We start from the raw sequence: 22,999 nt of genomic DNA on the forward strand, positions 1-22,999 counted from the left end.
GAACTGGATTTTGATTAGCGGGGTAGTCTAAACGATGATCCAATTTTCCTATCACATACCAGCCGCCCTCATCGGTACAGCGATTGTTTTGGTACAGTCTCAGCTTGCAGTCGCTTTGACTAAAGATGAGGTGAACGCTATCGCCAAGGAAATTACGGTGAAAATCAGTGGCGAAAGTAATGGTTCTGGCATAATTTTTGAACGAGAGGGTAACACCTATTATGTCCTGACCAATCGCCATGTGATTTATCAGCCAGGGCGATATGAAATCCAAACCCCTGATGGTGAGATCTATCCGGTTTATTACAGCGAAGAAGTGCCAGGGTTAGATGCAGTGGTGTTGCGGTTTGAGAGTGACAAAACCTACCCCACGGCTGATCTGGGTAACTCTGACCAAATGACCGAAGCAACCACTATATATGTGGTAGGTTGGGCAGATGTTCTGCCGGGAACGAATGAACGTACCTATCAGTTTACTAGAGGACAGATTACCAGTCGTTTAACTAATCCAGATGACGGCTATTCTCTGATCTATACCAACCCCACGATTCCTGGTACATCCGGTGGTCCGATGTTGGATGAGAAGGGACGTGTGGTGGGAATTAATGGACGAGCAACAGTGGAACCCAACACCCAGCGAGCGTTTAGTTTGGGGATTCCGATTAATACTTTTTTAGTGGCTCGCAATGATTTGGAACAGATAGATAGTACCCCAGTCGTCGCCCAGGAACCAACGGCTCAAAACCTGATTAGCTTGGCAGGAATCAAAGCGGAGAAAGGAAACTATCAGGAGGCTATTGCTGATTTGACCCAAGCACTGCGCCTGAGTCCCAACAATCCAGAGGCTTACTATCGGCGGGCGAATGCTTACGTTGAGCTAGAAAATTATCAAGCAGCGATTGAGGATTTTAATCAGGTACTGCGACTCAATCCTGACAATGCTTTAGCGTACTTCAGTCGGGGTTATTCTCGTGGTGAATTGGGAGATCACCAAGGAGCGATCGCAGATTACACTCAAGGGATTAAACTTAATCCTGAGTATGCTATTGCCTACTACAACCGGGGTATTGCCCGCTCTGACCGAGAAGACTACCAAGGGGCGATCGCGGATTACACTCAAGCGATTAAAATTAATCCTGAGTTTGCCCTTGCCTACTACAACCGGGGTGTTGCCCGCTCTGACATAAAAGACTACGAAGGAGCGATCGCGGATTTCAATCAAGCGATTAAACTTAATCCTGACTATGCTTATGCCTACCATAACCGGGGTCTTGCCCGCTTTAACCTAAAAGACTACCAAGGAGCGATCGCAGATTACAATCAAGCGATTCAACTTAATCCTGATGATGCTGTTGCCTACAACAACCGGGGTCTTGCCCGCTCTGAGCAAGGAGACTACCAAGGAGCGATAGCCGATTACACTCAAGCGATTCAACTTAATCCGGATTATGCTGATGCCTACCACAACCGGGGTGCTGCCCGTTACAACCTAGAAGACTACCAAGGAGCGATCGCCGATTTCAATCAAGCGATTCAACTTAATCCTGATGATGCTGATGCCTACAACAACCGGGGTAATGCCCGCCGAAACCGAGAAGACTACCAAGGAGCGATAGCCGATTACAATCAAGCGATTCAACTTAATCCTGAGTATGCTGATGCCTACGACGGTCGAGGTGATGCCCGTTACAACCTAGGAGACTACGAAGGAGCGATAGAGGATTACAATCAAGCGATTCAACTTAATCCTGATGATGCTGATGCCTACAACAACCGGGGTAATGCCCGCTATAACCTAAAAGACTACCAAGAGGCGATCGCCGATTACAATCAAGCGATTCAACTTAATCCTGAGAATGCTTATGCCTACAACGGTCGAGGTGCTGCCCGCTCTGACCTAGGAGACTACCAAGGAGCGATCGCCGATTACAATCAAGCGATTAAACTTAATCCTGAATATGCTGATGCCTACATCAGTCGAGGTAATGCCCGCTATCATCTAAAAGACTACGAAGGAGCGATCACGGATTACACTCAAGCGATTAAACTTAATCCTGAGTATGCTAATGCCTACATCGGTCGGGGTAGTGCCCGCTCTGACCAAGGAGACAACCAAGGAGCGATAGAGGATTACAATCAAGCGATTCAACTTAATCCTGAATATGCTGATGCCTACGACAACCGGGGTATTGCCCGTCGCCAACTAGGCGACTACGAAGGGGCGATCACGGATTCCACTCAAGCGATTCGTCTGAATCCTGACAATGCTATTACCTACAACAACCGGGGTTCTGCCCGATCTGATCTGAAAGACTACCAAGGGGCGATAGAAGATTACAATCAAGCGATTCAACTTAATCCTGATTTGGCTGATGCCTACAACAACCGGGGTATTGTCCGCTATCATCTAAAAGACTACGAAGGGGCGATCGCGGATTACACTCAAGCGATTAAAATTAATCCTGAGTTTGCCCTTGCCTACTACAACCGGGGTGTTGCCCGCTCTGACCTAGAAGACTACGAAGGAGCGATCGCCGATTACAATCAAGCGATTAAAATTAATCCTGAGTATGCTGATGCCTACCACAACCGAGGTTTTGCCCGCAGAAACCTAGAAGACTACCAAGGAGCGATCGCGGATTTCACTCAAGCGATTAAAATTAATCCTGATTTGGCTTTTGCCTACAACGGTCGAGGTAATGCCCGCTTTAACCTAAAAGACTACGAAGAAGCGATCGCCGATTACAATCAAGCGATTCAACTTAATCCTGAGTTTGCTAATGCCCACTACAGCCGGGGTCTTGCCCATCGTGACTTGGGCGATCAAGACAAAGCCCTTGAGGATTTCCGCCAAGCTGCCGAGCTTTATCAGCAACAAGGAAATAGAGAATGGTATCAAAATGCACAGAAAAAAATTAGAGAGCTTGAGCAAGAATAAACTTTAACCGATTTTTCAGGTTATTTTAATTTCCAATCACGTCTTCCTATTGAAAACTACTTTCATAATTCAATTAATTCTATTCAAGTTGAAGTAAACAATTAACTCACCTATGGTACAAGCCAAAGCCATATCCAAAACAATCACCAGCTTACTTGACCTCCGAGAACGATTTAATCTGACGCCAACAACCAATGAGCAATTCTCCTCAGAGTTTACCCAAGACTTACCGGAACTAACTGACACAGAAATCGCCACATTAGACCAAATCCGCAACCGATTCTGGCGTCATCGAGAACGGGGTTCCTTAGCCGAAGGAACCATTAATCAATTAGTCATCTCTCCGGTATTAACCCTTGCGGGTTTATACGACGAACCCTTTTTTATTACCGCAGAACCTGAAGTCGAATTACTGCTCGAAGACAGAGATGAATTACTCAGAGGACGCATCGATACCCTAATTATTCAACAGCAATTCTGGGTGTTAGTGGTTGAATCTAAATCAACGATCGCCTTCTCCGTCGCCTTACCTCAAGCCCTCACTTACATGATGGGAAACCCCAATCCCGAATATCCTGTCTACGGATTAATCATGAATGGTGATGAATTCCAATTCATTAAACTCTTGCAACAAGATAACCCTGAATACGATTTGTCCAATATTTTTTCCCTGCTGCTTCCTCACCGCAATCAACTTTATGACATTATGCGTATTTTGAAACAAATTCGACGAATTATGCGGCAAGATTTAGCTAAATAAATTGCAGATTACAGGCGCTATCTGTTAGGAAACGGCATTATCTATCGGTGTCAATTTCAGCTATACCCCTCACCCCCAGCCCCTCTCCCACAGCGGGGAGAGGGGAGCAAGAAACATCTGATATTATGTCTTGGGGATTACCCATAATTACATTGGTTTAATATAGCAGTCGCCAAGACAGTTAGGACACATCGGATTCGTAGAGACGTTCCGGTGGAACGTCTCCACCCGTGTATTTGTGCTTAATAGATTAAGTGTTGTACAAGCACCTCAAACCCTTACAAAGGAAGAATGACGCTCTCCACGATTAACTTTAATTGTCCCCACCTACTTAGTAAGAGTTTCAGGTATTTTTATTCAGGGGTATTTGACCGGACATGATATGACTCCCCTTCTCCCTTGATGGGAGAAGGGGTTAGGGGATGAGGGTGAAAAGCAAGAGGGGTAAGCTTTCACCGTAAGTTTACACGGATGGACATTACCCTATCCCTAGGATAAAAATCATCGCACTTTAAACGACTTAATCATCACCTCTTCCACAGGTTTCAACTCATCCCGATACTCACCTTCTTCTGCCGTGTACGTCACAATATAAGCCTGATTCTTCTTCAACACCCAAACTTGCATCGACTTTAACCTGACATTATTCTCCTCATCCTTCCCCGTATAAATCACCCGATGAGCCTTATCCCCCGCCAACCTTGCTGGCTCCGATGTAAAAATCTTCGCCTCTGGCAGAAACTCAATAATTTCCGCTACCGATGCCGTGGTATAATCCGCTAATGACATCGATTCCGTCAACGGTTCTACACTAATCGTCAATTCCGGTTTAAACCCAGTCGAATTATTCCCTTTTGGCACAAATCGAGCCACCGTTCCACTCAACGGATCACCCGTTCCTTTTTGTTCCCAGGTTTTCGGATACTTCATCTGAATTCCTAACCCTTCATGCTCATAAACTAGCGTATCCGCCACCTGTGCTAACCGTTCATCCATGCGGAAAAATTGCCTAAATTCTGGAATCACCACCACAGCCGCTAAAAACGAACCAATCGCCACCACCAATCCCACATCAATTCTGAGTAACTTTAAAACCCAACCAAACTTCCCCGGCGATTGCAACCGCTTCACCGCCTTTAACGCCTCCGTCGCTGACTGATAACGGCGGCTAAAATGACAGCGCACCATTGTATCAATCACCCTTGCCAATTTCGAGTTAATTTTTAACCGTTCCCGCCAGATAATTTCCCCCGTCTTCCCATCTTCAGGTAAATCTTGCGGCGCGATTCCCGTCAACGCTTGAATGGCAATCATTCCCACGGCATAAATATCACTCGCTAACCTCGGTTTACCTTGGGTTTGTTCGCTGGGCATATACCCTTCTGTACCCACGGCAATGGTAAAATTTGCTTGTCCTTGGGGCGTCACTACCTGAGTCGTAATTTGTTTCACTGCGCCAAAATCAATCAAAACCAACGTGTCATCAGATTGACGCCGAATGATATTCGAGGGTTTAATATCCCGGTGAATCACATTCTGTTCATGGACAAATACCAGGATTTCCAGAATCCCCGCTAACAGCTTAATCACCTGTTCCTGACTCAATCGTTTTCCCGGCGATAATTCTTGACTTAACGGCTGCCCCGCGATAAAATCTTGAACTAAATAAAACTCCTGATTTTCCTCAAAATGAGCCAACAGGCGCGGGATTTGCTCATGATTTCCCAAACGGTTCAAGACTTGGGCTTCAGCTTCAAATAAACGCTTTGCCTCTTGTAACGTAAACGGATCAGTTGACTGAGGATGCAGATGTTTGACCACACAATGGTCATGATTAGGACGCTGTAAATCTTCAGCCAGATACGTCTGACCAAACATTCCGCCGCCCAAATGGTCAATAATGTGATATCGTCCAGCCAGTGTTTGTCCAATCATCAAACCGTCATCCCCAGAGGTGGTTGAACAGAGCCGTTAAGCTGTCATACATTTAATAGAGGTAGTGAGCAAGATGCTTAGTCGCGAGCAAGATGCTCGCACTACATACAACGATTTCGCAATTGTTGACATAAAGGTTTAAATGCCGAACAGCTTATAGGATTGATCTTAAGCGTTCTGTCCCTTCTATGCACAGCGAGTCGTTTGTCCGCAGCAGGAAAAGCGCAACCATCAGCAGGAATAGGGAATAGGCTTTCTTGCAATGGTTTCAACATCTCGACTGCGCTCGATGTTGACCCTCTGTCGAGGGAAAATTCGGCGCTGAGGTCGGCAAAAATTCCAGGATGCAAGACGGTGGTCATGTAAAAACCTTGCACTTGTTGGGTCGGAAAATGGCTTGAAACCCCTATCTGGTCTACCTTACACACTTATGCAGCAAGCCCTATGTAGTGTTCAATAATTTGTTTGCTTAAAATAATGTTACAACATAATAAACAAAACAACAACCCCTTTGTCTCGAAAAAAGAGACGAGAGGGACATCATTAGAGCGAAAAAACGTAGGGTGAGTTAGGCGGGTTTTAAACCGAAGCTATAACCATTTAATCAACGCTCCGCCGTAACCCACCGATGTTAACTGGGCAAGATATTATTTAATCAATAGTTCAGACAATAATTCTGAATTTTGTTGGCTTGAACGAAGTCGAAACCAAACCTACAACTCCTAAAATTACGGAATAGATGGCACGGTTAAATCGGGCGCACGTCAGTGCGCCCCTAAGTGGATTTATTCTTTGACAACGTTGTTAACCTCCGAGTTGATCTGAATGTCTGCCTGCTCTTCCAGAATAAAAACTGTACCGAGTAAAGCTGTGGCAATCATCAATAAAAATCCGGAAATTACTAAACCATTGGCAACAGTCCAGAGGGGATGTTTACGACGCTCTTGCTGAAGGCGATCGCGACCACGTTTTTCCCTCCCCATCAATAGCACCCAGTAAAAGCCTCCTTTCGGAAATGGCATCGATAACCGCAAATCAACAGTATGTTTTTTCGATGCACGACTCCCGAAGGTTTGTTTTAGTATTTCCAGTTGAGTCGGATTAAACGTTGCCGCCATTTTCGCGGGAATTCGAGCGAAAAATTGTTCAATGAATGGATCTGGTTTTGACAGCTTCATACAATGCAAGTTTGGCTTAATCGAGTTGCGAAAACAAATTTATTTAAAATAAAATACAAAGAATGGGTTTAAAATAGAGGATTGTGGTCACTGTCCCAACATTGCCCCTCTGACCAGGTTCTATTGGTTTTTTGGCATTGTTCTGAGTTAGTAATCCAGGGCAGACTGGCAGGATAAGCCGTGGTGGGAAGACGGAAGGATTTGAAGGAAGCGAAGACGACTGAAACTGAGGCATAGGTGGAGGTTAGCAATAACGAAAAAAAAGCCATAATTAATACAATATTGGCAGGCGTCCATAGCGGAAATTGGGAACGTTCAGCACGCCGCCGTTGAGGAGAGCGAGATTCTCGTCCGCCTAACAAAACGAGATAACAGCGGCATCCAGGAATCGGTAAGGTTAAGCGGATATCAACCGGATGCGTTTTCCAAGGGCGGGGACTAAAGGCATATTTAATCGCCTCTAACTGTTCGGGTGTGAATGTCTGGAGTGTTTCCGCAGGAATTTGGGCAAAAAAGGGGTCTGAAAAAGGGGTCTTACTCATCGGTTTTGGCTTATAGTTCTCGTGTAGCAATCCAACTCGCGATCGCGAAAAACAAATTCGATAAATCTAAGCACCCCAAAATCGCTGGTGAGTCAGTTCCAGTTAACAAATTTTCAACTAATTGAGCCTTGTCTTCCAGCGGAAGTTGCTCAACCAGTTGCTTCACTTCTGCCAATAAAATAGAATGTTGATGAACCCGCATAAAACACCACCTTGACTCTAAATCAATCCTAGAGATATTTTCCTTATTTTTCCTCCGGTAAATTACACAAAAAAATAGGACTTATAATTCGCTGATTCCGCAATTACTCGGACATATAGCGCTTACGCGCCAGGGAATAGGCAATAGGCAACACCTCGACTTACCTCGACTTACCTCGACTTACCTCGGTAACACGCTCGGTACAAGTCGCTCAGGGTCAAGCGATTTAAATTTTTCTTTTATGTCCTAACCTTAGTGCGTAGTGCTATACAAGAAAGCAAGAGAGCAGGAGTGCAGAGGTGCAGAGGTGCAGAGGTGAAAACGACAAATGACAAATGACAAATGACCAATGACAAATGACCAATGACCAATGACCAATAACCAATGACAAACCCTCAGAAAAAATACGGTGAATGAGGACAATCGGGTTCTCAGAGTCCGTAAACATACGGATGTCAAATCCAGTTGACTTGACGTTTGATAAAAGATAAGACCCCAGACTCCTCTATCGTTACACTTCTGAAGTTTGCCATGTCACTCCTAGACCTCTCCCTCTCGTCATTACCGTTAGAGGCGGTAATTGATCCCTATCCCTTGAGTGTTGCACCAGAGACAACCTTGAGTGAGGTTATCCGCCTGATGGCTCAAGAAGCTGGATGTGATTGCACCATCTGTTTATCAAACACATCTACCGAGAGTTATCATCCCTTACCCGATTGGCGTTTGATGAAGCAGGCGAGAACCAGTTGTGTTTTAGTCATGCAGGGAATGCAACTGCTGGGTTTGTTGACAGAGCAAGATTTTGTCCGGTTAGCCGCGTTGGATATGAATTTAGACGCACTGACGGCGGCTGATGTGATGACTCGGAAATTAGTCACTCTAAACGCATCAGACTGTCAAGATGTAACAATCATCCTCAACTTGTTCCAGCAACATGGTATTCATCATCTACCCATACTCAATAAAAGTGGTTATCTGTTGGGAATTGTCACTCCCCAGAGAATGCGCCACCTCCTACAAATGACGGATGTGATGGGGTTACATTCTGTGGCTGAAGTGATGACAACTCAGGTGATTTGTGCGCCTCCTACAGCACCAGTGCAAAAGTTAGCTCAGTTGATGGCAACTCATGGTGTTGGTTACGTGGTGATTGTTCGACAGAGGGAACAGGAAACAGGAGAGACGGTTACATATTTAGACGTTTCCTATTCGTTATCGTTTCGTCAATCCCCTATTCCCATGGGAATTGTTACAGCCGACGATATTGTTCAGTTTCAAACATTACCCTTAGATTTTCAACAGCTTGATGCCCAAACGGTGATGAGTTCGCCGTGGTTTAGCATTCGTCCTGATGATTTTTTAGGTACAGCTTATCAACGGATGCAACAGTGGCACACCCAGCAATTGGTTGTCTTAGGAAATCAGGGAGAATGGCAGGGGATGATTGACCAGAACAGCTTGTTGCGGGCGATAAACCTGAATGGCAAAACCTTCTCGTTTCTCAATCCAATTTTGCCCTCTATTTCTCCGGCTAACGCTGAACTAACTCCTCAAACTGATACCCAGTTAACACTCAGTCAGGGCGGGTTTTGTACAAACGATACCATCAATAGCGAAAAGAAAATTCCTAAACCCGCCCCTACAAACCAGGTTCCATACGAGAGTCGCGAAGGGTCAACACTCAACACTCAACACTCAGCCAAGGAACACCTGCTTTACAGCATATCGTCGCGAATTCGTCAATCTCTGCACCTTGAAGACATTCTCAAAACCACCCTGCAAGAAGTACGAGAATGGCTTCAAGTTGACCGGGTACTAATTTATCGATTTCACTCCGACTGGAGTGGTACAGTAATGGTAGAATCGGTGGGTGCTGAATGGGAGTCCCTGTCTGGCGTGGTTGTCCATGATCCCTGCTTTGAAAAAACAAGTGTTGAGTCTTACAAAAACGGTCGTTTCCAAGCCACAGCCGATATTTATACCGCTGGACTCACCCCTTGTCATGTTGAACTTTTAGCCAGCTTACAAGTTCGCGCCAACTTAGTGGTTCCTATCATTAAAGACGATGAATTATGGGGACTGCTGACGGCTCAACAGTGTCATGCACCTAGACAGTGGCAAACGTCAGAAATTGAGTTACTGCAACAGTTAGCGGTACAGGTAGGAATTGCGATTCAACAAGCTAGCCTATTTGAGCAGGTGCAAACGGAACTCATCCAACGTAAACGAGTGGAATTAGAACTGCAACAGGCGAAACAAGAACTAGAACGCCGGGTTGAAGAACGCACGGCTCAATTGCAGCAAAGTAATCAAAAATTACAGCATGAAATTGCCGAACGTCAACAGGTAGAAACCCAATTGCGACAAAAGTTAGCAGCGATTGAAGCCACGACAGAAGGAATTGCGATTTTTAACGCTAAAGGGGAGTACACTTATCTCAACCCCGCCCATGTTCAACTGTTTGGATATAATACCTCGGAGGCGTTGCTGGGGAAGTCTTGGCGACACCTGTATCCTCCAGAGGAAATCATGCGATTTGAGCGCGAAATTTTTCCCATTTTGCAGCAACAGGGCTATTGGCGCGGTGAAGCTGTGGCGCTACGTCAAAATGGGAGTACTTTGGCTGAGGAAGTGTCTCTAACGTTAACCCCAGATGGGGATTTTATTTGTATCTGTCGCGATATTACCCAACGTCAGCAAACGGAAGCGGCGCTGCGAACTAGCGAAGAACGATTCCGCTCAACCTTTGAACAGGTGACGGTGGGAATTACTCACACCGGATGGGACGATCGCTTTTTGCGGGTGAATCAAACCTTTTGCGATATTGTCGGATATACGCTGGATGAATTGTTGACAAAAACCTTTGTGGATATTACCCACCCCGATGACGTTGATACCGATAAACACTATGTTAACCAGTTGTTAGCGGGTGAGATTAAGACATTCTCTATGGAGAAGCGCTACATTCGCAAAGACGGCTCAATTGTTTGGGTGAATCTCACGGGTTCATTGGTGCGGAAGTCTACCGGGGAATTGGACTATTTTGTCGGTGTGATCGAAGATATTCGCGATCGCAAGCGCACCGAGGCGGCGCTACAAGAGAGTGAACAACGGTTTCGCCAGCTTGCGGAGAATATTCATGAGGTGTTCTGGATTACCGATGTGGCAAAGTCCCAGATGATATATGTTAGTCCAGCCTATCAACAAATCTGGGGTCGCAGTTGCCAAAGTATTTATGACAATCCTTTATCCTTTGTCGAAACGATTCATCCAGAGGATCGAGAACGGGTGATGGCGGCGTTTGCCAAACAGGGTAGGGGAGAGTATCACGAAGACTATCGGATTATTCAGCCTGGAGGTGAACAGCGTTGGATTCGCGATCGCGCGTTTCCGGTTTATGATGCCTCTGGACAAGTTTACCGGATTGTGGGGATTGCGGAAGATATCACCGAGTATAAGCAAGCCGAACAGGAAATTCGTCAAGCTTTAGCACGGGAACAGGAACTCAATGAACTCAAATCCCGGTTTATTTCCATGACCTCCCATGAGTTTCGCACACCTTTAACCACAATCCTCAGTTCTACCGAATTACTTAAATATTATTCTTCTAAGTTCACGGAAGAGAAAAAACAGATTCATTTTGAGCGAATTCAATCGAATGTCCATCATATCACTCAGATGCTGAATGATATCCTCTTATTAGGTAAAGCCGAAGCTGGAAAATTAGACTTTAACCCAGCTCAGATGGATGTACGACAATTTTGTCAACAGTTGGTCGAGGAATTTCAACAGGGAATCGGTCACCGACATTCTCTGTGCTTTACTCATCAGGGGCAATTGACACCCGTTTCCCTTGATGAGAAATTACTGCGCCATATCCTGGGTAATTTATTATCAAACGCGCTGAAGTATTCCCCGATTGAGCGCCCAGTTTGTCTGGAACTCACTTGTCGCCACAACGAATTAATTTTTCGCATCAAAGACCAAGGCATCGGCATTTCTCAAACCGACCAACAACAGCTCTTTGAATCATTCCATCGCGGCACCAATGTAGGAAATATTTCCGGGACAGGCTTGGGACTATCGATTGTCAAAAAAGCTGTAGATAGACATGGAGGTACAATTAGCTTGGAGAGCAAACTTGGTGTCGGGACAACGTTTACAGTAGTGATTGGTCTTTAATTATTGGTTATTGAAGTCGGATGATTCCATAAAAAAGCAACTTAACTGAGGTAAAATGTATGAATACAATTTTAATTATTGAAGACGAAGAAGGGATTAGAGAGAACATTTATGAACTGTTATCAGCCGAAGAGTTTGAGGTACTTTTGGCAGAAAATGGTAAAACAGGCATCCAGTTGGCGCAACAGCAACGACCAGATTTAATTATCTGTGACATTATGATGCCAGAAGTGGATGGATATGGGGTGTTAACACAGCTACGCCAAAATCTTTCCACCGAAGCCATTCCGTTTATTTTTCTTACCGCTAAATCTGCCAAAGCGGATCTGCGTCAGGGGATGGAATCTGGCGCAGATGATTATTTAAGTAAACCGTTTACTAGAGAAGCGTTACTGAGAGCGATCGCGGCGCGATTTGAGAAACAAGGCGTTCTAGAACGACAATCCCAAAAGAAGTTAGATGAGTTGCGCGGTCAAATCTGCCATTCCCTCCCCCATGAGTTATATACACCCCTAAATGGAATCATCGCCTCATCCAGTTTCTTTATTAATGAATACGATGATATTGACCGAGATGAAGCCCTAGAAATCTTACAAGATATTCACACATCCAGTCAACGGTTATATCGGCTGACAAAGAACTTCTTACTCTATGCTGAACTGGAATTAATGGCAAATGATCCAGCACGGCTGCAAGCACTACAAAGTCGTGAGGTCAAAACGGACAGTCAACCCCTAATTTTTGAGGTCGTTCATCAGAAAGCCAAGCAAGTTGATCGAGAAGCAGATTTAGAGTTAAACCTGCAAGGAACAAAGATTTATATGTCAGAAGCGAATCTGCGGAAATTGATAGAAGAACTGGTTGATAATGCGTTTAAATTTTCCCCACCCGGAACCGCCGTTAGCATCTGCGATCGCGTCGAGCAAAATCGGGTCATTCTCACCATTACTGATCAGGGACGGGGGATGACATCGGAACAAATCGCAAATCTGGGAGCCTACATGCAGTTTGAGCGCAAACTCTATGAACAACAAGGGTCAGGATTAGGGTTAGCGATCGCCCAGCGTTTAGCTCAATTACATGGGGGAGAATTAACCATTGACAGTAGTCCTGGCAAAGAAACAACGGTGCGCGTAAGTTTAGCTGGGGAATGAGTAGAGACGTTGCATGCAACGTCTCTACAAGGGGAGAAAAGGGTAAGATAAGCTGTAATGCATTTAAATTGGGTATTAGTAGCGAGCAAGATGCAAAGCCTGCGGCATGGCTTCGCTTAACGCACTACCATCCTTTCGCCATTATTGATATTAAGGTTTAAATGCCGAACAGCTTAACACAGCCATCTGATCAAGCAGTTTTTGAATGGATTTTACGTTGACCAATAAAGTTTTGTGTTTTTCTATGGTACGATTTAGCGAGAGAAAAACAGACAATGAATGAAAAAACGCCAGTCTAACTTATCAAAACTCACGACTAAAGCCATAGCTGTTTTGTCAGTCGTTGGCTTCAGCGGGTTTCCCCTGTCGGCAATAGCTGAAACCTTTCGACTGAGAGAAGCAACGGTATCGGATGTTAACCAAGCGTTTGATCGTGGGGACTTGACGTCTGAGCAATTGGTGCAACTCTATCTAAACCGCATCCAAGCTTATGAGGATAAAAATGCTGGGATTAATGCGCTAATTTCGATCAATTCCAATGCACTAGCTGAGGCAAAAGAACTCGATCGAGAACGGCAAGAGAAAGGCAAGCGTAGCCCGTTACACGGAATCCCGATTATCCTCAAAGATAACTATGATACAGCCGATATGCCGACTACGGCAGGCTCGGTTTTGCTCAAAGGATCTGTGCCACCAGACGATGCTTTTACCGTCCAGAAGCTACGTCAGGCGGGGGCGATCATTCTCGCCAAAGCCAACATGAGCGAGTTCGCTTCATCGGATGGCTGGCTTGGGTATAGTTCTTTGGGCGGGTTAACCTTAAATCCCTATAACTTGAGTCGCAATTCTTCCGGCTCAAGTGCTGGTAGTGCTGCGGCGATCGCGGCTAACTTCGCGATGTTAGCAACGGGAACGGATACATCCGGTTCGATTCGCGCCCCCGCATCAGTCACTGGTATTGTAGGTATCAAACCGACTCAAGGGTTAGTCAGTCGGGATGGCATTGTACCTCTTACCCTTTCCTTCGATACAGCCGGATCAATGGCGCGAACGGTGAAAGATGCCGCGATCGCTCTTGGCATTATGGCAGGCGTTGATGCCAATGATTACCGTACTTTAGAGAGTGAGGAAAAATCACACCAGGATTACACCCCATTTCTCAAGGCAAATGCTTTGAACGGTGCTCGAATTGGGGTGGCTATTGATTTCCAAGGGGGAAACCCAGAAGTAGACGCCTTAACCGAGGCGGCGGTTGCCAAGCTGAGGGAACTCGGTGCAACGGTGGAAGTTGTAGACTTTTCACCCCAGCTAGAAAATCTTTGGTCTTTAATGAAGCAGGTGACGGCGGCGGAATTTGAACCGCAGATTGAAAACTACCTTAAGACTCTTAACCCTTCGTTTCCCGACAACTTAGAGAGCATGATTTCTTTGAGCTTGTCTAATCGGATTGCTAATTCAATGCAGGCATTAAACCCCGGTCGCATTCACGGCTTTAAGGAATCACTAGAACACCGAGAATTGGCTGATATTGAATACCTCAGTATCATCCATTTTGAATTTCCCAAAGTCCGTCAAGAGATTCTGAGCATTATGCAAGCTCAACGGCTTAATGCGATCGTTTTTCCTACGATGCTTTGTCCTGCTAGTCCTGTGTACACGATACAAAATGATCCCACTTACCAGTGCAATGTAGACGATCCCTATACACCAGGGTATTTAGCTAACGTCTCTGGCTTTCCAGGAATTTCTGTACCGATGGGCTTTACTGAGCAGGGATTACCGCTAGGATTGACCTTTTTTGGCGCTCCTTATACTGAGCAAGAATTGCTGGGATTTGCTTACGCTTATGAACAAGCGACCCAGTTTCGACGCCCTCCAACAAATACACCTTCCTTATCCGGTGAAACTTTTGATTATTGATGCCAAAAGAAGATAAGTCTCTAAATCAACAGTCGGGGAGTTCCCTATTCCCTGTTCCCTCCCCTCACCCCAAAACTTATTCAGCAAACTCTAACTATAAATAACTTTGAATCGTACTATCTAAAATAGCCTCAACATCCGTTAGTGGACTGGTCAGATAATCCGATGAAATTTGCACACGGGCATAGCGTTCATCCATATCAAAGGCTTCTTGTAGAAATCCCCCAAAACCTCGCGCCCGTTTATCAATTTCCAGGAAAACATCTAATAAGTCGTCTGATTGGAGTGAAAACACGATTTCCAGTTCATCCAACTGTCCCTGATACTGTCCAATCGGTCGAAATTCAAACTCTTGGACAAAGGGAATATTTCCGCCTAAATAAGGATTATACTCACAATCGACTTTACGAAGTTGAAAACCTATATTCTGACAAGCTTCCAGCACCAATTGCATTAAGGGATGGGGGCGCACCTCTATATAATCAGTGTCTTTCGGATCAACTGCCATGGAAATATCCAACCCAGTTCGCACATAAACAGGTTGATGTCCCAGCGTCAATGGTGTTTCATAAGGAAGTGGGAAGGAAAAGGGGATAACTTTGGTTTCTTGAGGGTGTAAGTCAAAGCGCTCACTCAGACAATACTTGACCAATTCGCAGGTTTCTGTCGTTGTTGTATCCTCATATTCCCGTTTGTATTCCGTTTCAACATAGAGGTAAATATCATCAATCTCTTGGTCAGACTTTCCCCCTGTAATATGAACCTCTCCATGGAGCATTTCACCCGGAACCAAAGACGCTACTGATAGGCGAGTATCAACGGTGGCGGCACCAATTCCTACTCTGGCGAGAAATTTTTTAAACATGATTCTGATATGGCTTTTATAGTAATATTAATCTATTATCTCACTACTTACTGGACTTTTGACAAAAGAAAACGGATTCGCCTGGAAAGCAGGGAAAACTGGGGGTGCTGGGGAAGCGATTTACTCCACGAATTAAATTTGTGACGATTACTGCCGTTCCATGTTATTCGTAAAATGCATAATAAAAATGCAATAATTTCATAATCAAGCGCTATTTGCAAATTTGGCTACAAAATAATTGGGTTAAAGCCGATAACTTTAAGGGCATTGTCGGAGTTCATTTTCACACCATGCCCGATTTCGTTTTTCCAAAACAGATCTTTAAGTTCTGTGGCTCGATTAAATTTGCTATTCCGTTACTCGCAATTATTACAGGTATTTTAATTTGGGCAACTTTCTACGAATCCCAGGTGGGTTCGAGTTTAGTCCAACAAGAGGTTTATAAAAGTCCTTGGTTTGGGGCATTAATGTTTTTACTTGCCCTAAATCTCACCTTCTCTGCCTTAACGCGCTATCCGTGGCGAGGGGCGCGTAAAATTGGATTTGCTTTGACTCACGTGGGTTTAGTGGTTATTATCATCGGTTCGGCGGCGGTGATTCACCTTGGTGTAGAAGGCATGATTTTAGTCAGAACGGATGCCGATGCGAATAATCAAATCCGCTTAGAAGGCGATATTGTAGAAGTATTAACGCCGAATCAAGAATTACAAAAAACTGATATTTTTGTTCATGCTGATGGACAGATTACCCCGCCTAAAGTTGCCAATTTAAGTTTAGAAAAATATAGTGAAAATACTGTCAAAACCGTTCGTTTTGTCGAAAGCGCGACAGTTGAAAATCCGGCAGTGCAGTTATTACTAAGCAGCGATCGCATGAACCAGAAACTGGAAAGATGGCTCGCGATCGCGCCCAAAGCCTATAGCCAAGTTCCCATCGGTCCGGCAATCCTAGAAATTGTACAACCCCAAAATCAATCAGAATTACAACAACTCCTGCACCCCCCGCAAAACGTCCAAAATCCTTGGGGAACCTTACAAATTCAAACCCAAAATCAATCTCATTCTCTCGATATTGCCACCCACCTCAACCAATCGCAAAAACTCGATGACCATGTAACTCTCATGGTTAAGCACTTTTGGTCTGACTTTCGCCTCAACCGCGACAATCAACCGAGTAGTGTTTCAGAGGAACTCAACAATCCTGCGGTACAACTCGAACTCATTTCTGCTCAAGGTCGGGAACGGTGGTTTGTCTTCGGAAAACCCAATATTCCTCCGGTTCGTACTGTAATTCAGGGAGAAGCCGCAGAAAATGTCGCTATTGCTTACAATTTCACCCCCTCAGAACCCGATGATTACTTTCGCTTAATCGTCGCCCCCGACCAACAGCTATTTTACGCCGCTAAATCCTCTCGTCATTTTAGCAGTGGTGCGATCGCTCCTGGGGATACCATTCGTCCCGGTTGGGCAGACTTCCAAATCACCCTTGCTGCCTATATCCCTCACGCACAAGTCCAGCGTAAAGTCGTCCCTGTCGCCGCGACTCAAGCCTCTGGGACTCCTGCATTATTGGTTCAAACCCCCGATTCTCAACCAACCTGGTTACCTTGGGGCGAACCCACCGCCATCGACACCCCTAACGGTGAAATGTTTGCTGCCTTTACCCCCAAACTCCTCGAATTACCCTTTGCGATCGCCCTCGATGATTTTATCGTCGAACGCAACGAAGGATCGGAATCCGTAGCCATGTGGACTAGCAAAATCCGCATCCTCGACCCCGAAACCCAAACCACCGTCAATCGCGCCGTCTGGATGAATCACCCCACCTGGTATCGAGGCTGGAAAATCGCCCAAGCCTCCTGGAACCCCGGCGATTTAAGCCAATCTACCCTGCAAGTCAAACGGGAACCCCTCTGGGTCACAGCCACCACTTGGACAGGATCGACCTTAGTCATTCTCGGCATTGCCACCCTGTTCTACGGTCGCGCCTTAGCCAAAAAACTGCAACAAATTCCCGTCTCGACTGAGACAGAACAGCCAGAAACCCCCGTCGAACCCGAACCCCAACTTTCAGCCTTGAAATCCTAAGTGGAGATCGTCATTTGTCATTTGTCATTCGTCGCAGATTGCTTCCCATCTTCCCTTCTTATCCCGATTAACACCAATCACTCATGAAACTACTTAAATTCTTCATCGGGCTTTGCTTAGGCATTGCCCTCCTCATCGTTCCCCTCAACCAATTTCACAGCAACCCCCTCAACAGCGTCCAAACCCTAGCCGTCCAACTCGACGGACGCAAAAAGCCCCTTTATGCCGTCGCCAAAGAAACCGTCACCCAAATTCACGGTCGTTCCACCTATACCCCCCAATCCGGGCAGAAACTCGACACCCTCAATACCTACCTTTCCCTCTGGTTTAATGACCGGGATTGGAACACAGAACCCTTTATCCTCTTTAACTACCGCCCCCTGAAAACAGAAATCGGTCTCAACCCCGAACGCAAATACTTCACCTTTGCCGAACTGATGCGGTCTGGCTTGGGGGCAAAAGTGCAACAAGCCCGCCAAAAACAAATCGCTGACCTCGACCTCACTCGCGACGACCAAGAAGCCCTCACCATTGAGGATCGCCTCGCGTTGATGCTGCAAATTGTCGGGGACAACAACCTGCCTTTGATTCCTCACCCCAACGACCCTAAAGGCACTTGGGTCAGCTTAGAAGATGCCCAACAATACTACGCGGCTGAAGCAATTGCGCCCATTGTGGACGAGTACGAGATGATGCGCCAAACCTATCGTCTCACACCTGAAGATACTGGTGCGATCGCGAATATCGCCAACCAACTGCAACAAGACCTCCGTTCCCTCAGCCCCCAAATTTACCCCACCCTCGCCCCCCTACAGCGAGAAGTGAACTTTTATGCCCTCCAGCCCTTTGCTAAGGCTTGGCGAGTCTATATTGTCGCCTTCTGCGTCATGTTAGCGGTTCTCTGCTTCGAGAAATTCAACTTCTACTGGGGTGCAATGGGCATCTTTACCGTTGGTCTAGGGATTCAAGGTTACGGCTTCCTCGAACGCATGGCAATCTCTGGGCGACCTCCCGTCACCAATATGTATGAATCCGTGATTTGGGTCGGCTTTGGGGTTGCCCTTCTCGCCCTCCTTTTTGAACTCATCTACAAAGCCAAATACTACCTCCTCGCCGCCGCCCCCCTCTCCGTGGTCTGTCTCCTTCTCGCTGACGGTTTACCCGCCGTCCTCGACCCCAGCATTAAACCCCTCGTCCCCGTCCTCCGGGATAACTTCTGGTTGAGTATTCACGTTCCTACCATCACTCTTAGTTACGCTTGTTTTGCCCTCAGCATGGGGATTGGTCACATTATCTTGGGTCACTACCTCCTCGCCCCCCAAGCCACTGACCGCATTCGTCAGCTTTCCGGGTGGAATTACTCCCTACTCCAAGTGGGTGTCCTGTTACTCACCACAGGCATTATCCTCGGTGGCATTTGGGCGCACTTTTCCTGGGGTCGCTTCTGGGGTTGGGACCCGAAAGAGACCTGGGCGTTGATTGCCCTCCTTGCTTATCTCGTTCCCCTTCACGGTCGCTTAGTGGGCTGGTTAAGTCACTTTGGCATGGGAGTCGCCGCCGTGGTTTGCTTTAATGCCGTTCTCATGGCGTGGTACGGTGTGAACTTCGTCCTCGGAACTGGATTGCATAGCTATGGTTTCACCACAGGCGGGTCAGAATTGATGGTTGCAAGTATCGTGGGCTTAGATTTACTGTTCGTCCTCGCCGCTACCATCCGTCATCAAAAGTGGTTTTCTGGCATCCAGTTATCAGTCATCAGTCATCAGTCATCAGTTGTTGAGAACCAACAACAAACAACCAACAACAAACAACCCATAACCAACCATCAATAACAAAAAATAACGAGGTAAAAACAATGGATCGCCGTCAATTTTTAGGTTGGACAGGAATCGGAATGCTGGCTAGTTCCTTTCCTCTAGTCTTAGCCGCTTGTAACAGTGGGGAAGAAGAAACTGCCGCCACCGAAACCGCAGCCAGCGAAGACACAGAACCCGAAATCGACCGTTCCGTCCGCGAAGATGGGTTTCAAGCCGTAGGAACAATCCAAGACCTCGAAAGCGAAGGTCGCATCCTCGATAAAATGGTAGATGTCCTGGTCATCCAATCGCCCCAAAGCGAAGAACTTGCTGCTTTTAATCCCCTTTGCACCCATCAAGGTTGCACTGTGGCTTGGAATGCCGAAGCAACCCGATTTGACTGTCCTTGTCATGGTTCTCAGTTCGATGCGTCTGGAGAAGTGGTTTCTGGTCCTGCTACCGAACCTTTAGCCAGTTACGAAGTCAAAACTGAAGATGATTTAGTGTTGGTGAAAGTATCTTAAATTGAATGTCACTGACTGGTATGCTGGTGGGTTTCGACTTCGCTCAACCCACCCTACTTTTTTTCAGAAATAAAAGGACTTTGTGTTAATGACAGTTTTGACGCCCCAAGAATTTCTACAACAGTTAAAACAGGGTAAACAGTTTAAAGAAGCAGAACTCAGTCACATTGACCTCCACGGAGAAAGACTGGATCGCGCTAATTTTGAACAAGCTTATTTACGGGGCGCAAATTTGGCAAAAGCGTCTTGTCAGCAAACCGATTTTACCCAAGCGGTTTTAATTTTTGCGGATTTGTCTGAGGCGAATTTAACTGCCGCTAATTTAGAGAATGCGAATTTAACCAGTGCGAATTTAACGGGAGCTAACCTTAGAGCGACGCAAGCTCATAAGGTGAAGTTACGTGGCGCAAACTTAGATTATTTAGAAGCACCCTATTCCCATTTTATTGAAGCTAATTTAGAACTTTCTCGCGGTATAAACTTGAATTTTAGCGGTGCGAATTTTTCTAAAGCAAAATTGACGAGTATTCAGTTGTTTCAGGCAAATTTGAGTAATGCTTCTTTACGGGAAGTGAATCTAATAGATGCTAATTTGGGTAAAATATCAGGGCGAAAAATTAACCTTGCGAAAGCAACTTTAACTCATAATCGTTGGTCGAATTCCGATCTTACAGAAGCCGATTTGATGGCAGCCAAAGGTGAATATTGTCAGTGGACTGATCTGATTTTACAGGATTCAGATTTATACAGTACTACTTTAACCAATTCTCAATTAACTCGCGTTGATTTTAATCATGCACATTTGCTTTCGGCGAATTTAGAAGGAACTCATTTTACAGAAGTTAATTTTACTAATGCCAATTTACAAGATGCCAATTTAGAAAAAACCATTTGGCAAAAGGTTGATTTTTCTAATTGTGTTGTGGCAGGGGCGGTGTTTACTGATGCTCAAGGCTTGGCGGCTGAACAGAAAGAATGGCTACATCATCACGGAGCGTTAAATATTCCCGATTAAACTTATATTTAGGGGCTGCTGAATAAGTCTTGTGGTGGGGAGAGGGAATAGGGAATAAGGAATAGGTAATGGTTTCAACCAGCCCTATTTATAATTGCTGTAGAAGGTTGGCTAAAACAGCTTTAGGAACTTTGCCATAAAGAGTTTTTTTGGGAATGCCTTGAGGGGAAAGCAGGGTAAATTGAGGAACGCTCATAACGTTATAATGTTGGATTTGCTCTGACCATTTGGGATCGTCAATGTTGAGCATCACAAAGTTGATTTGAGACGATTGGCTGTCATGTAACGCTTTAATGGTGGGAGCCATTGCTTGACAGGTAGTACACCAATAAGCGTAAAACTCAATCAAGGTTGGTTTATTGTTTTTGAGGGCTGTATTATAGGCGAGAGATTGTTTTGCCAGGTGCTTGAGTTCGACTAATCCGGTGAGGCTGGAGGGACTTCTTAAAGATAAGGCATAAGCAGGATAAACAACGCTAAAAAGGGTTAAGAGAAAACAGGCGATCGCGCAAAATTTGAGCAGAGTATTTTTTGTTTTCATCGTTTTTTTACTGATAATAGTACGCCAAAAATATATGAATTACGAGCATAACACAAAACACGCTAACTAAAAAAATGTGAGTCGTCAGCCAAAGCGATCGCAAACTGCGAATGAGTTTGCCTTTAGGAATTCCTGGTGTTTGCTTAGAACCTGCAACATCTCCGGCTTTTGCGAGTTTTAAACCAAAATACCGTTGTGGTGATTCGACAATTCCGGTTTCAGCGACAACGCCAACTAAAGCCGATAGAGTCACGCAAAAGAAAACCCACAGAAACACAGCGTTAAAGTTTAACCCATTTGCCCCAATGGTATGCACTAAGGTAATCCCTAATAAGCCGACTCCCGCGAAAATGTGCAGGCTACGCCAAAATTGCATCGAACCGGGAAGGGGAATTTTAATCTTCCAGCCGCGACTGCGTTTGCGGAGGGTTAAAGCCATTTCAAGAAAAACGAAAGCTAGGGCAGTAAACCCGGTAATTTGTTTGTATAAATTGCCCTGGAAAAGCTGGAGTAAATCGAATGCTTCTTCCCGTAAAATCTCAATATAAATCTGACTCAAAGCAAAGGGAGTTAGCAGAGCAACACAAACAAAAGTTAGGATAATGAGGGTGGAAAATTTGGGTTTCATAATCAGCTTTTATTCCAAAAAGAGGGATGTTTTTATCCCTCTTTTTCAATTAATTAAATGGAATTAGATATTATCCACGGGTAAATTGATAATAATACCTCCCATGACATCCCCCATTTCAAATTGTTTGTCGGGGTAGCGTTCTAAGTGAACGGGGTGCGTGTTGTGACAGCTAACGCAAGCTTCAGCAACTGCTTTATCGGGATACACGGCAGAAAAATACTGTTGTCCGCCGATTTCTTGATAATCTTTGTAAGGTTCGCCTGTATCCACCACAGCTTGCATCGCAGTTTTTTCAAATTCGCTTTTGGGGGCTTGGTTATCGTTAATATTCCAAGGAGAAATCAAGCCGTAGGTAAAAGCACCTTCTTCAGCGGCAATTTCTGACCCTAAGCGGAACATTTGAGCGGGTAAAGGAATACCGTCAGTTTGTTGCCAAGTTTCGGTGGCTTCAGCCGAAACAACACCGTCTTCTTTTTCTTTGCCTTCCAGGGTTTTTAAGCGGTTAATAACGTGTTTGGTATAGGCAGTTCTATCGGCGAGTAAAACCGTGTGAATATAGTCGGTTACAACTTCAGGAGAAACACCTGCGGCGGCTTGGGGATCTCCACTACCACCATTGCCGCCACAGGAAATAATGGTTAAGCAAATAGTGAGGGCTAAAGCAATTAAAGCAACGGTTTTTGTTTTGAGGTGTTGCCACCAATAAGATGCAGTCGTCATCGTTGATTT

At 45.4% G+C, this 22,999-nt stretch carries 17 protein-coding genes; 9 read left to right on the forward strand and 8 right to left on the reverse strand.

Features of this window, described 5'->3' with window-relative positions:
* Window positions 1-34 precede the first annotated feature (34 nt).
* Entirely contained in the window at window positions 35-2,938 is a 2,904-nt protein-coding gene (locus RIG66_RS07090; RefSeq protein WP_446376535.1) for a tetratricopeptide repeat protein, read from the forward strand.
* Window positions 2,939-3,050: 112 nt separating this feature from the next.
* Window positions 3,051-3,698, forward strand: a complete 648-nt coding sequence (locus tag RIG66_RS07095) for a type I restriction endonuclease subunit R (protein ID WP_446376537.1) — start codon at window positions 3,051-3,053, stop codon at window positions 3,696-3,698.
* Window positions 3,699-4,199: 501 nt separating this feature from the next.
* Here the strand turns inward: RIG66_RS07095 and RIG66_RS07100 are convergent.
* The 4 genes from RIG66_RS07100 to RIG66_RS07115 all read right to left on the reverse strand — a co-directional run bounded on the left by RIG66_RS07100 (window position 4,200) and on the right by RIG66_RS07115 (window position 7,555).
* The gene (locus tag RIG66_RS07100) at window positions 4,200-5,633 is read right to left on the reverse strand and encodes a protein kinase domain-containing protein (RefSeq protein ID WP_446376539.1); all 1,434 of its coding nucleotides are present in this window, start codon (window positions 5,631-5,633) and stop codon (window positions 4,200-4,202) included.
* 785 nt (window positions 5,634-6,418) lie between these two features.
* The gene (locus RIG66_RS07105; protein ID WP_446376541.1) at window positions 6,419-6,811 is read right to left on the reverse strand and encodes a hypothetical protein; all 393 of its coding nucleotides are present in this window, start codon (window positions 6,809-6,811) and stop codon (window positions 6,419-6,421) included.
* A gap of 68 nt (window positions 6,812-6,879) precedes the next feature.
* A complete protein-coding gene (locus RIG66_RS07110) occupies window positions 6,880-7,353 on the reverse strand; it encodes a hypothetical protein (RefSeq protein WP_446376543.1) in 474 nt (157 codons plus the stop codon).
* Window positions 7,354-7,363: 10 nt separating this feature from the next.
* The gene (locus RIG66_RS07115) at window positions 7,364-7,555 is read right to left on the reverse strand and encodes a hypothetical protein (protein WP_446376545.1); all 192 of its coding nucleotides are present in this window, start codon (window positions 7,553-7,555) and stop codon (window positions 7,364-7,366) included.
* Between the two features lie 531 nt (window positions 7,556-8,086).
* Here RIG66_RS07115 and RIG66_RS07120 point away from each other — a divergent pair.
* The 3 genes from RIG66_RS07120 (at window position 8,087) to RIG66_RS07130 (ending at window position 14,811) form a co-directional block, all read left to right on the forward strand.
* Entirely contained in the window at window positions 8,087-11,737 is a 3,651-nt protein-coding gene (locus RIG66_RS07120; protein ID WP_446376547.1) for a PAS domain S-box protein, read from the forward strand.
* A gap of 59 nt (window positions 11,738-11,796) precedes the next feature.
* Window positions 11,797-12,891 carry a hybrid sensor histidine kinase/response regulator gene (locus RIG66_RS07125; RefSeq protein ID WP_446376549.1) on the forward strand — a complete coding sequence of 365 codons (1,095 nt, stop codon included), beginning with the start codon at window positions 11,797-11,799 and terminating at the stop codon, window positions 12,889-12,891.
* Window positions 12,892-13,170: 279 nt separating this feature from the next.
* Window positions 13,171-14,811 carry an amidase family protein gene (locus RIG66_RS07130; RefSeq protein WP_446376551.1) on the forward strand — a complete coding sequence of 547 codons (1,641 nt, stop codon included), beginning with the start codon at window positions 13,171-13,173 and terminating at the stop codon, window positions 14,809-14,811.
* A gap of 94 nt (window positions 14,812-14,905) precedes the next feature.
* Here the strand turns inward: RIG66_RS07130 and RIG66_RS07135 are convergent, their stop codons facing one another.
* Complete coding sequence (locus tag RIG66_RS07135; RefSeq protein ID WP_446376553.1) at window positions 14,906-15,676, reverse strand: sporulation protein; 771 nt, start codon at window positions 15,674-15,676, stop codon at window positions 14,906-14,908.
* 290 nt (window positions 15,677-15,966) lie between these two features.
* Here RIG66_RS07135 and RIG66_RS07140 point away from each other — a divergent pair, with 290 nt between their 5' ends.
* From RIG66_RS07140 to RIG66_RS07155, 4 genes are all read left to right on the forward strand, one after another.
* Entirely contained in the window at window positions 15,967-17,763 is a 1,797-nt protein-coding gene (locus tag RIG66_RS07140; RefSeq protein WP_446376555.1) for a cytochrome c biogenesis protein ResB, read from the forward strand.
* Window positions 17,764-17,846: 83 nt separating this feature from the next.
* Window positions 17,847-19,595 (forward strand): cytochrome c biogenesis protein, encoded by a 1,749-nt coding sequence (locus RIG66_RS07145; protein WP_446376557.1) that lies wholly within the window; start codon window positions 17,847-17,849, stop codon window positions 19,593-19,595.
* Between the two features lie 23 nt (window positions 19,596-19,618).
* A complete protein-coding gene (locus RIG66_RS07150; protein ID WP_446376559.1) occupies window positions 19,619-20,083 on the forward strand; it encodes a QcrA and Rieske domain-containing protein in 465 nt (154 codons plus the stop codon).
* Window positions 20,084-20,171: 88 nt separating this feature from the next.
* Window positions 20,172-21,098 carry a pentapeptide repeat-containing protein gene (locus RIG66_RS07155; RefSeq protein WP_446376561.1) on the forward strand — a complete coding sequence of 309 codons (927 nt, stop codon included), beginning with the start codon at window positions 20,172-20,174 and terminating at the stop codon, window positions 21,096-21,098.
* 88 nt (window positions 21,099-21,186) lie between these two features.
* On the opposite strand, the gene RIG66_RS07160 is transcribed toward RIG66_RS07155, so the two are convergent.
* From RIG66_RS07160 to RIG66_RS07170, 3 genes are all read right to left on the reverse strand, one after another.
* On the reverse strand, window positions 21,187-21,639 hold the full coding sequence (locus tag RIG66_RS07160) for a thioredoxin domain-containing protein (RefSeq protein WP_446376563.1): 453 nt from the start codon (window positions 21,637-21,639) through the stop codon (window positions 21,187-21,189).
* Between the two features lie 7 nt (window positions 21,640-21,646).
* Complete coding sequence (locus RIG66_RS07165; protein WP_446376565.1) at window positions 21,647-22,267, reverse strand: hypothetical protein; 621 nt, start codon at window positions 22,265-22,267, stop codon at window positions 21,647-21,649.
* A 63-nt stretch (window positions 22,268-22,330) separates the two neighbouring features.
* Entirely contained in the window at window positions 22,331-22,990 is a 660-nt protein-coding gene (locus RIG66_RS07170) for a Tll0287-like domain-containing protein (protein WP_446376567.1), read from the reverse strand.
* Between the last annotated feature and the right edge of the window lie 9 nt (window positions 22,991-22,999).

This window comes from Coleofasciculus sp. E2-BRE-01 (assembly GCF_040221695.1).
GTDB lineage: Bacteria > Cyanobacteriota > Cyanobacteriia > Cyanobacteriales > Coleofasciculaceae > Coleofasciculus.

Coding starts and splice junctions, on each gene's coding strand:
- RIG66_RS07090 (WP_446376535.1), top strand. CDS start 35: ATGATCCAATTTTCCTATCACATACCAGCCGCCCTCATCGGTACAGCG.
- RIG66_RS07095 (WP_446376537.1), top strand. CDS start 3,051: ATGGTACAAGCCAAAGCCATATCCAAAACAATCACCAGCTTACTTGAC.
- RIG66_RS07100 (WP_446376539.1), bottom strand. CDS start 5,633: ATGATTGGACAAACACTGGCTGGACGATATCACATTATTGACCATTTG.
- RIG66_RS07105 (WP_446376541.1), bottom strand. CDS start 6,811: ATGAAGCTGTCAAAACCAGATCCATTCATTGAACAATTTTTCGCTCGA.
- RIG66_RS07110 (WP_446376543.1), bottom strand. CDS start 7,353: ATGAGTAAGACCCCTTTTTCAGACCCCTTTTTTGCCCAAATTCCTGCG.
- RIG66_RS07115 (WP_446376545.1), bottom strand. CDS start 7,555: ATGCGGGTTCATCAACATTCTATTTTATTGGCAGAAGTGAAGCAACTG.
- RIG66_RS07120 (WP_446376547.1), top strand. CDS start 8,087: ATGTCACTCCTAGACCTCTCCCTCTCGTCATTACCGTTAGAGGCGGTA.
- RIG66_RS07125 (WP_446376549.1), top strand. CDS start 11,797: ATGAATACAATTTTAATTATTGAAGACGAAGAAGGGATTAGAGAGAAC.
- RIG66_RS07130 (WP_446376551.1), top strand. CDS start 13,171: ATGAAAAAACGCCAGTCTAACTTATCAAAACTCACGACTAAAGCCATA.
- RIG66_RS07135 (WP_446376553.1), bottom strand. CDS start 15,676: ATGTTTAAAAAATTTCTCGCCAGAGTAGGAATTGGTGCCGCCACCGTT.
- RIG66_RS07140 (WP_446376555.1), top strand. CDS start 15,967: ATGCCCGATTTCGTTTTTCCAAAACAGATCTTTAAGTTCTGTGGCTCG.
- RIG66_RS07145 (WP_446376557.1), top strand. CDS start 17,847: ATGAAACTACTTAAATTCTTCATCGGGCTTTGCTTAGGCATTGCCCTC.
- RIG66_RS07150 (WP_446376559.1), top strand. CDS start 19,619: ATGGATCGCCGTCAATTTTTAGGTTGGACAGGAATCGGAATGCTGGCT.
- RIG66_RS07155 (WP_446376561.1), top strand. CDS start 20,172: ATGACAGTTTTGACGCCCCAAGAATTTCTACAACAGTTAAAACAGGGT.
- RIG66_RS07160 (WP_446376563.1), bottom strand. CDS start 21,639: ATGAAAACAAAAAATACTCTGCTCAAATTTTGCGCGATCGCCTGTTTT.
- RIG66_RS07165 (WP_446376565.1), bottom strand. CDS start 22,267: ATGAAACCCAAATTTTCCACCCTCATTATCCTAACTTTTGTTTGTGTT.
- RIG66_RS07170 (WP_446376567.1), bottom strand. CDS start 22,990: ATGACGACTGCATCTTATTGGTGGCAACACCTCAAAACAAAAACCGTT.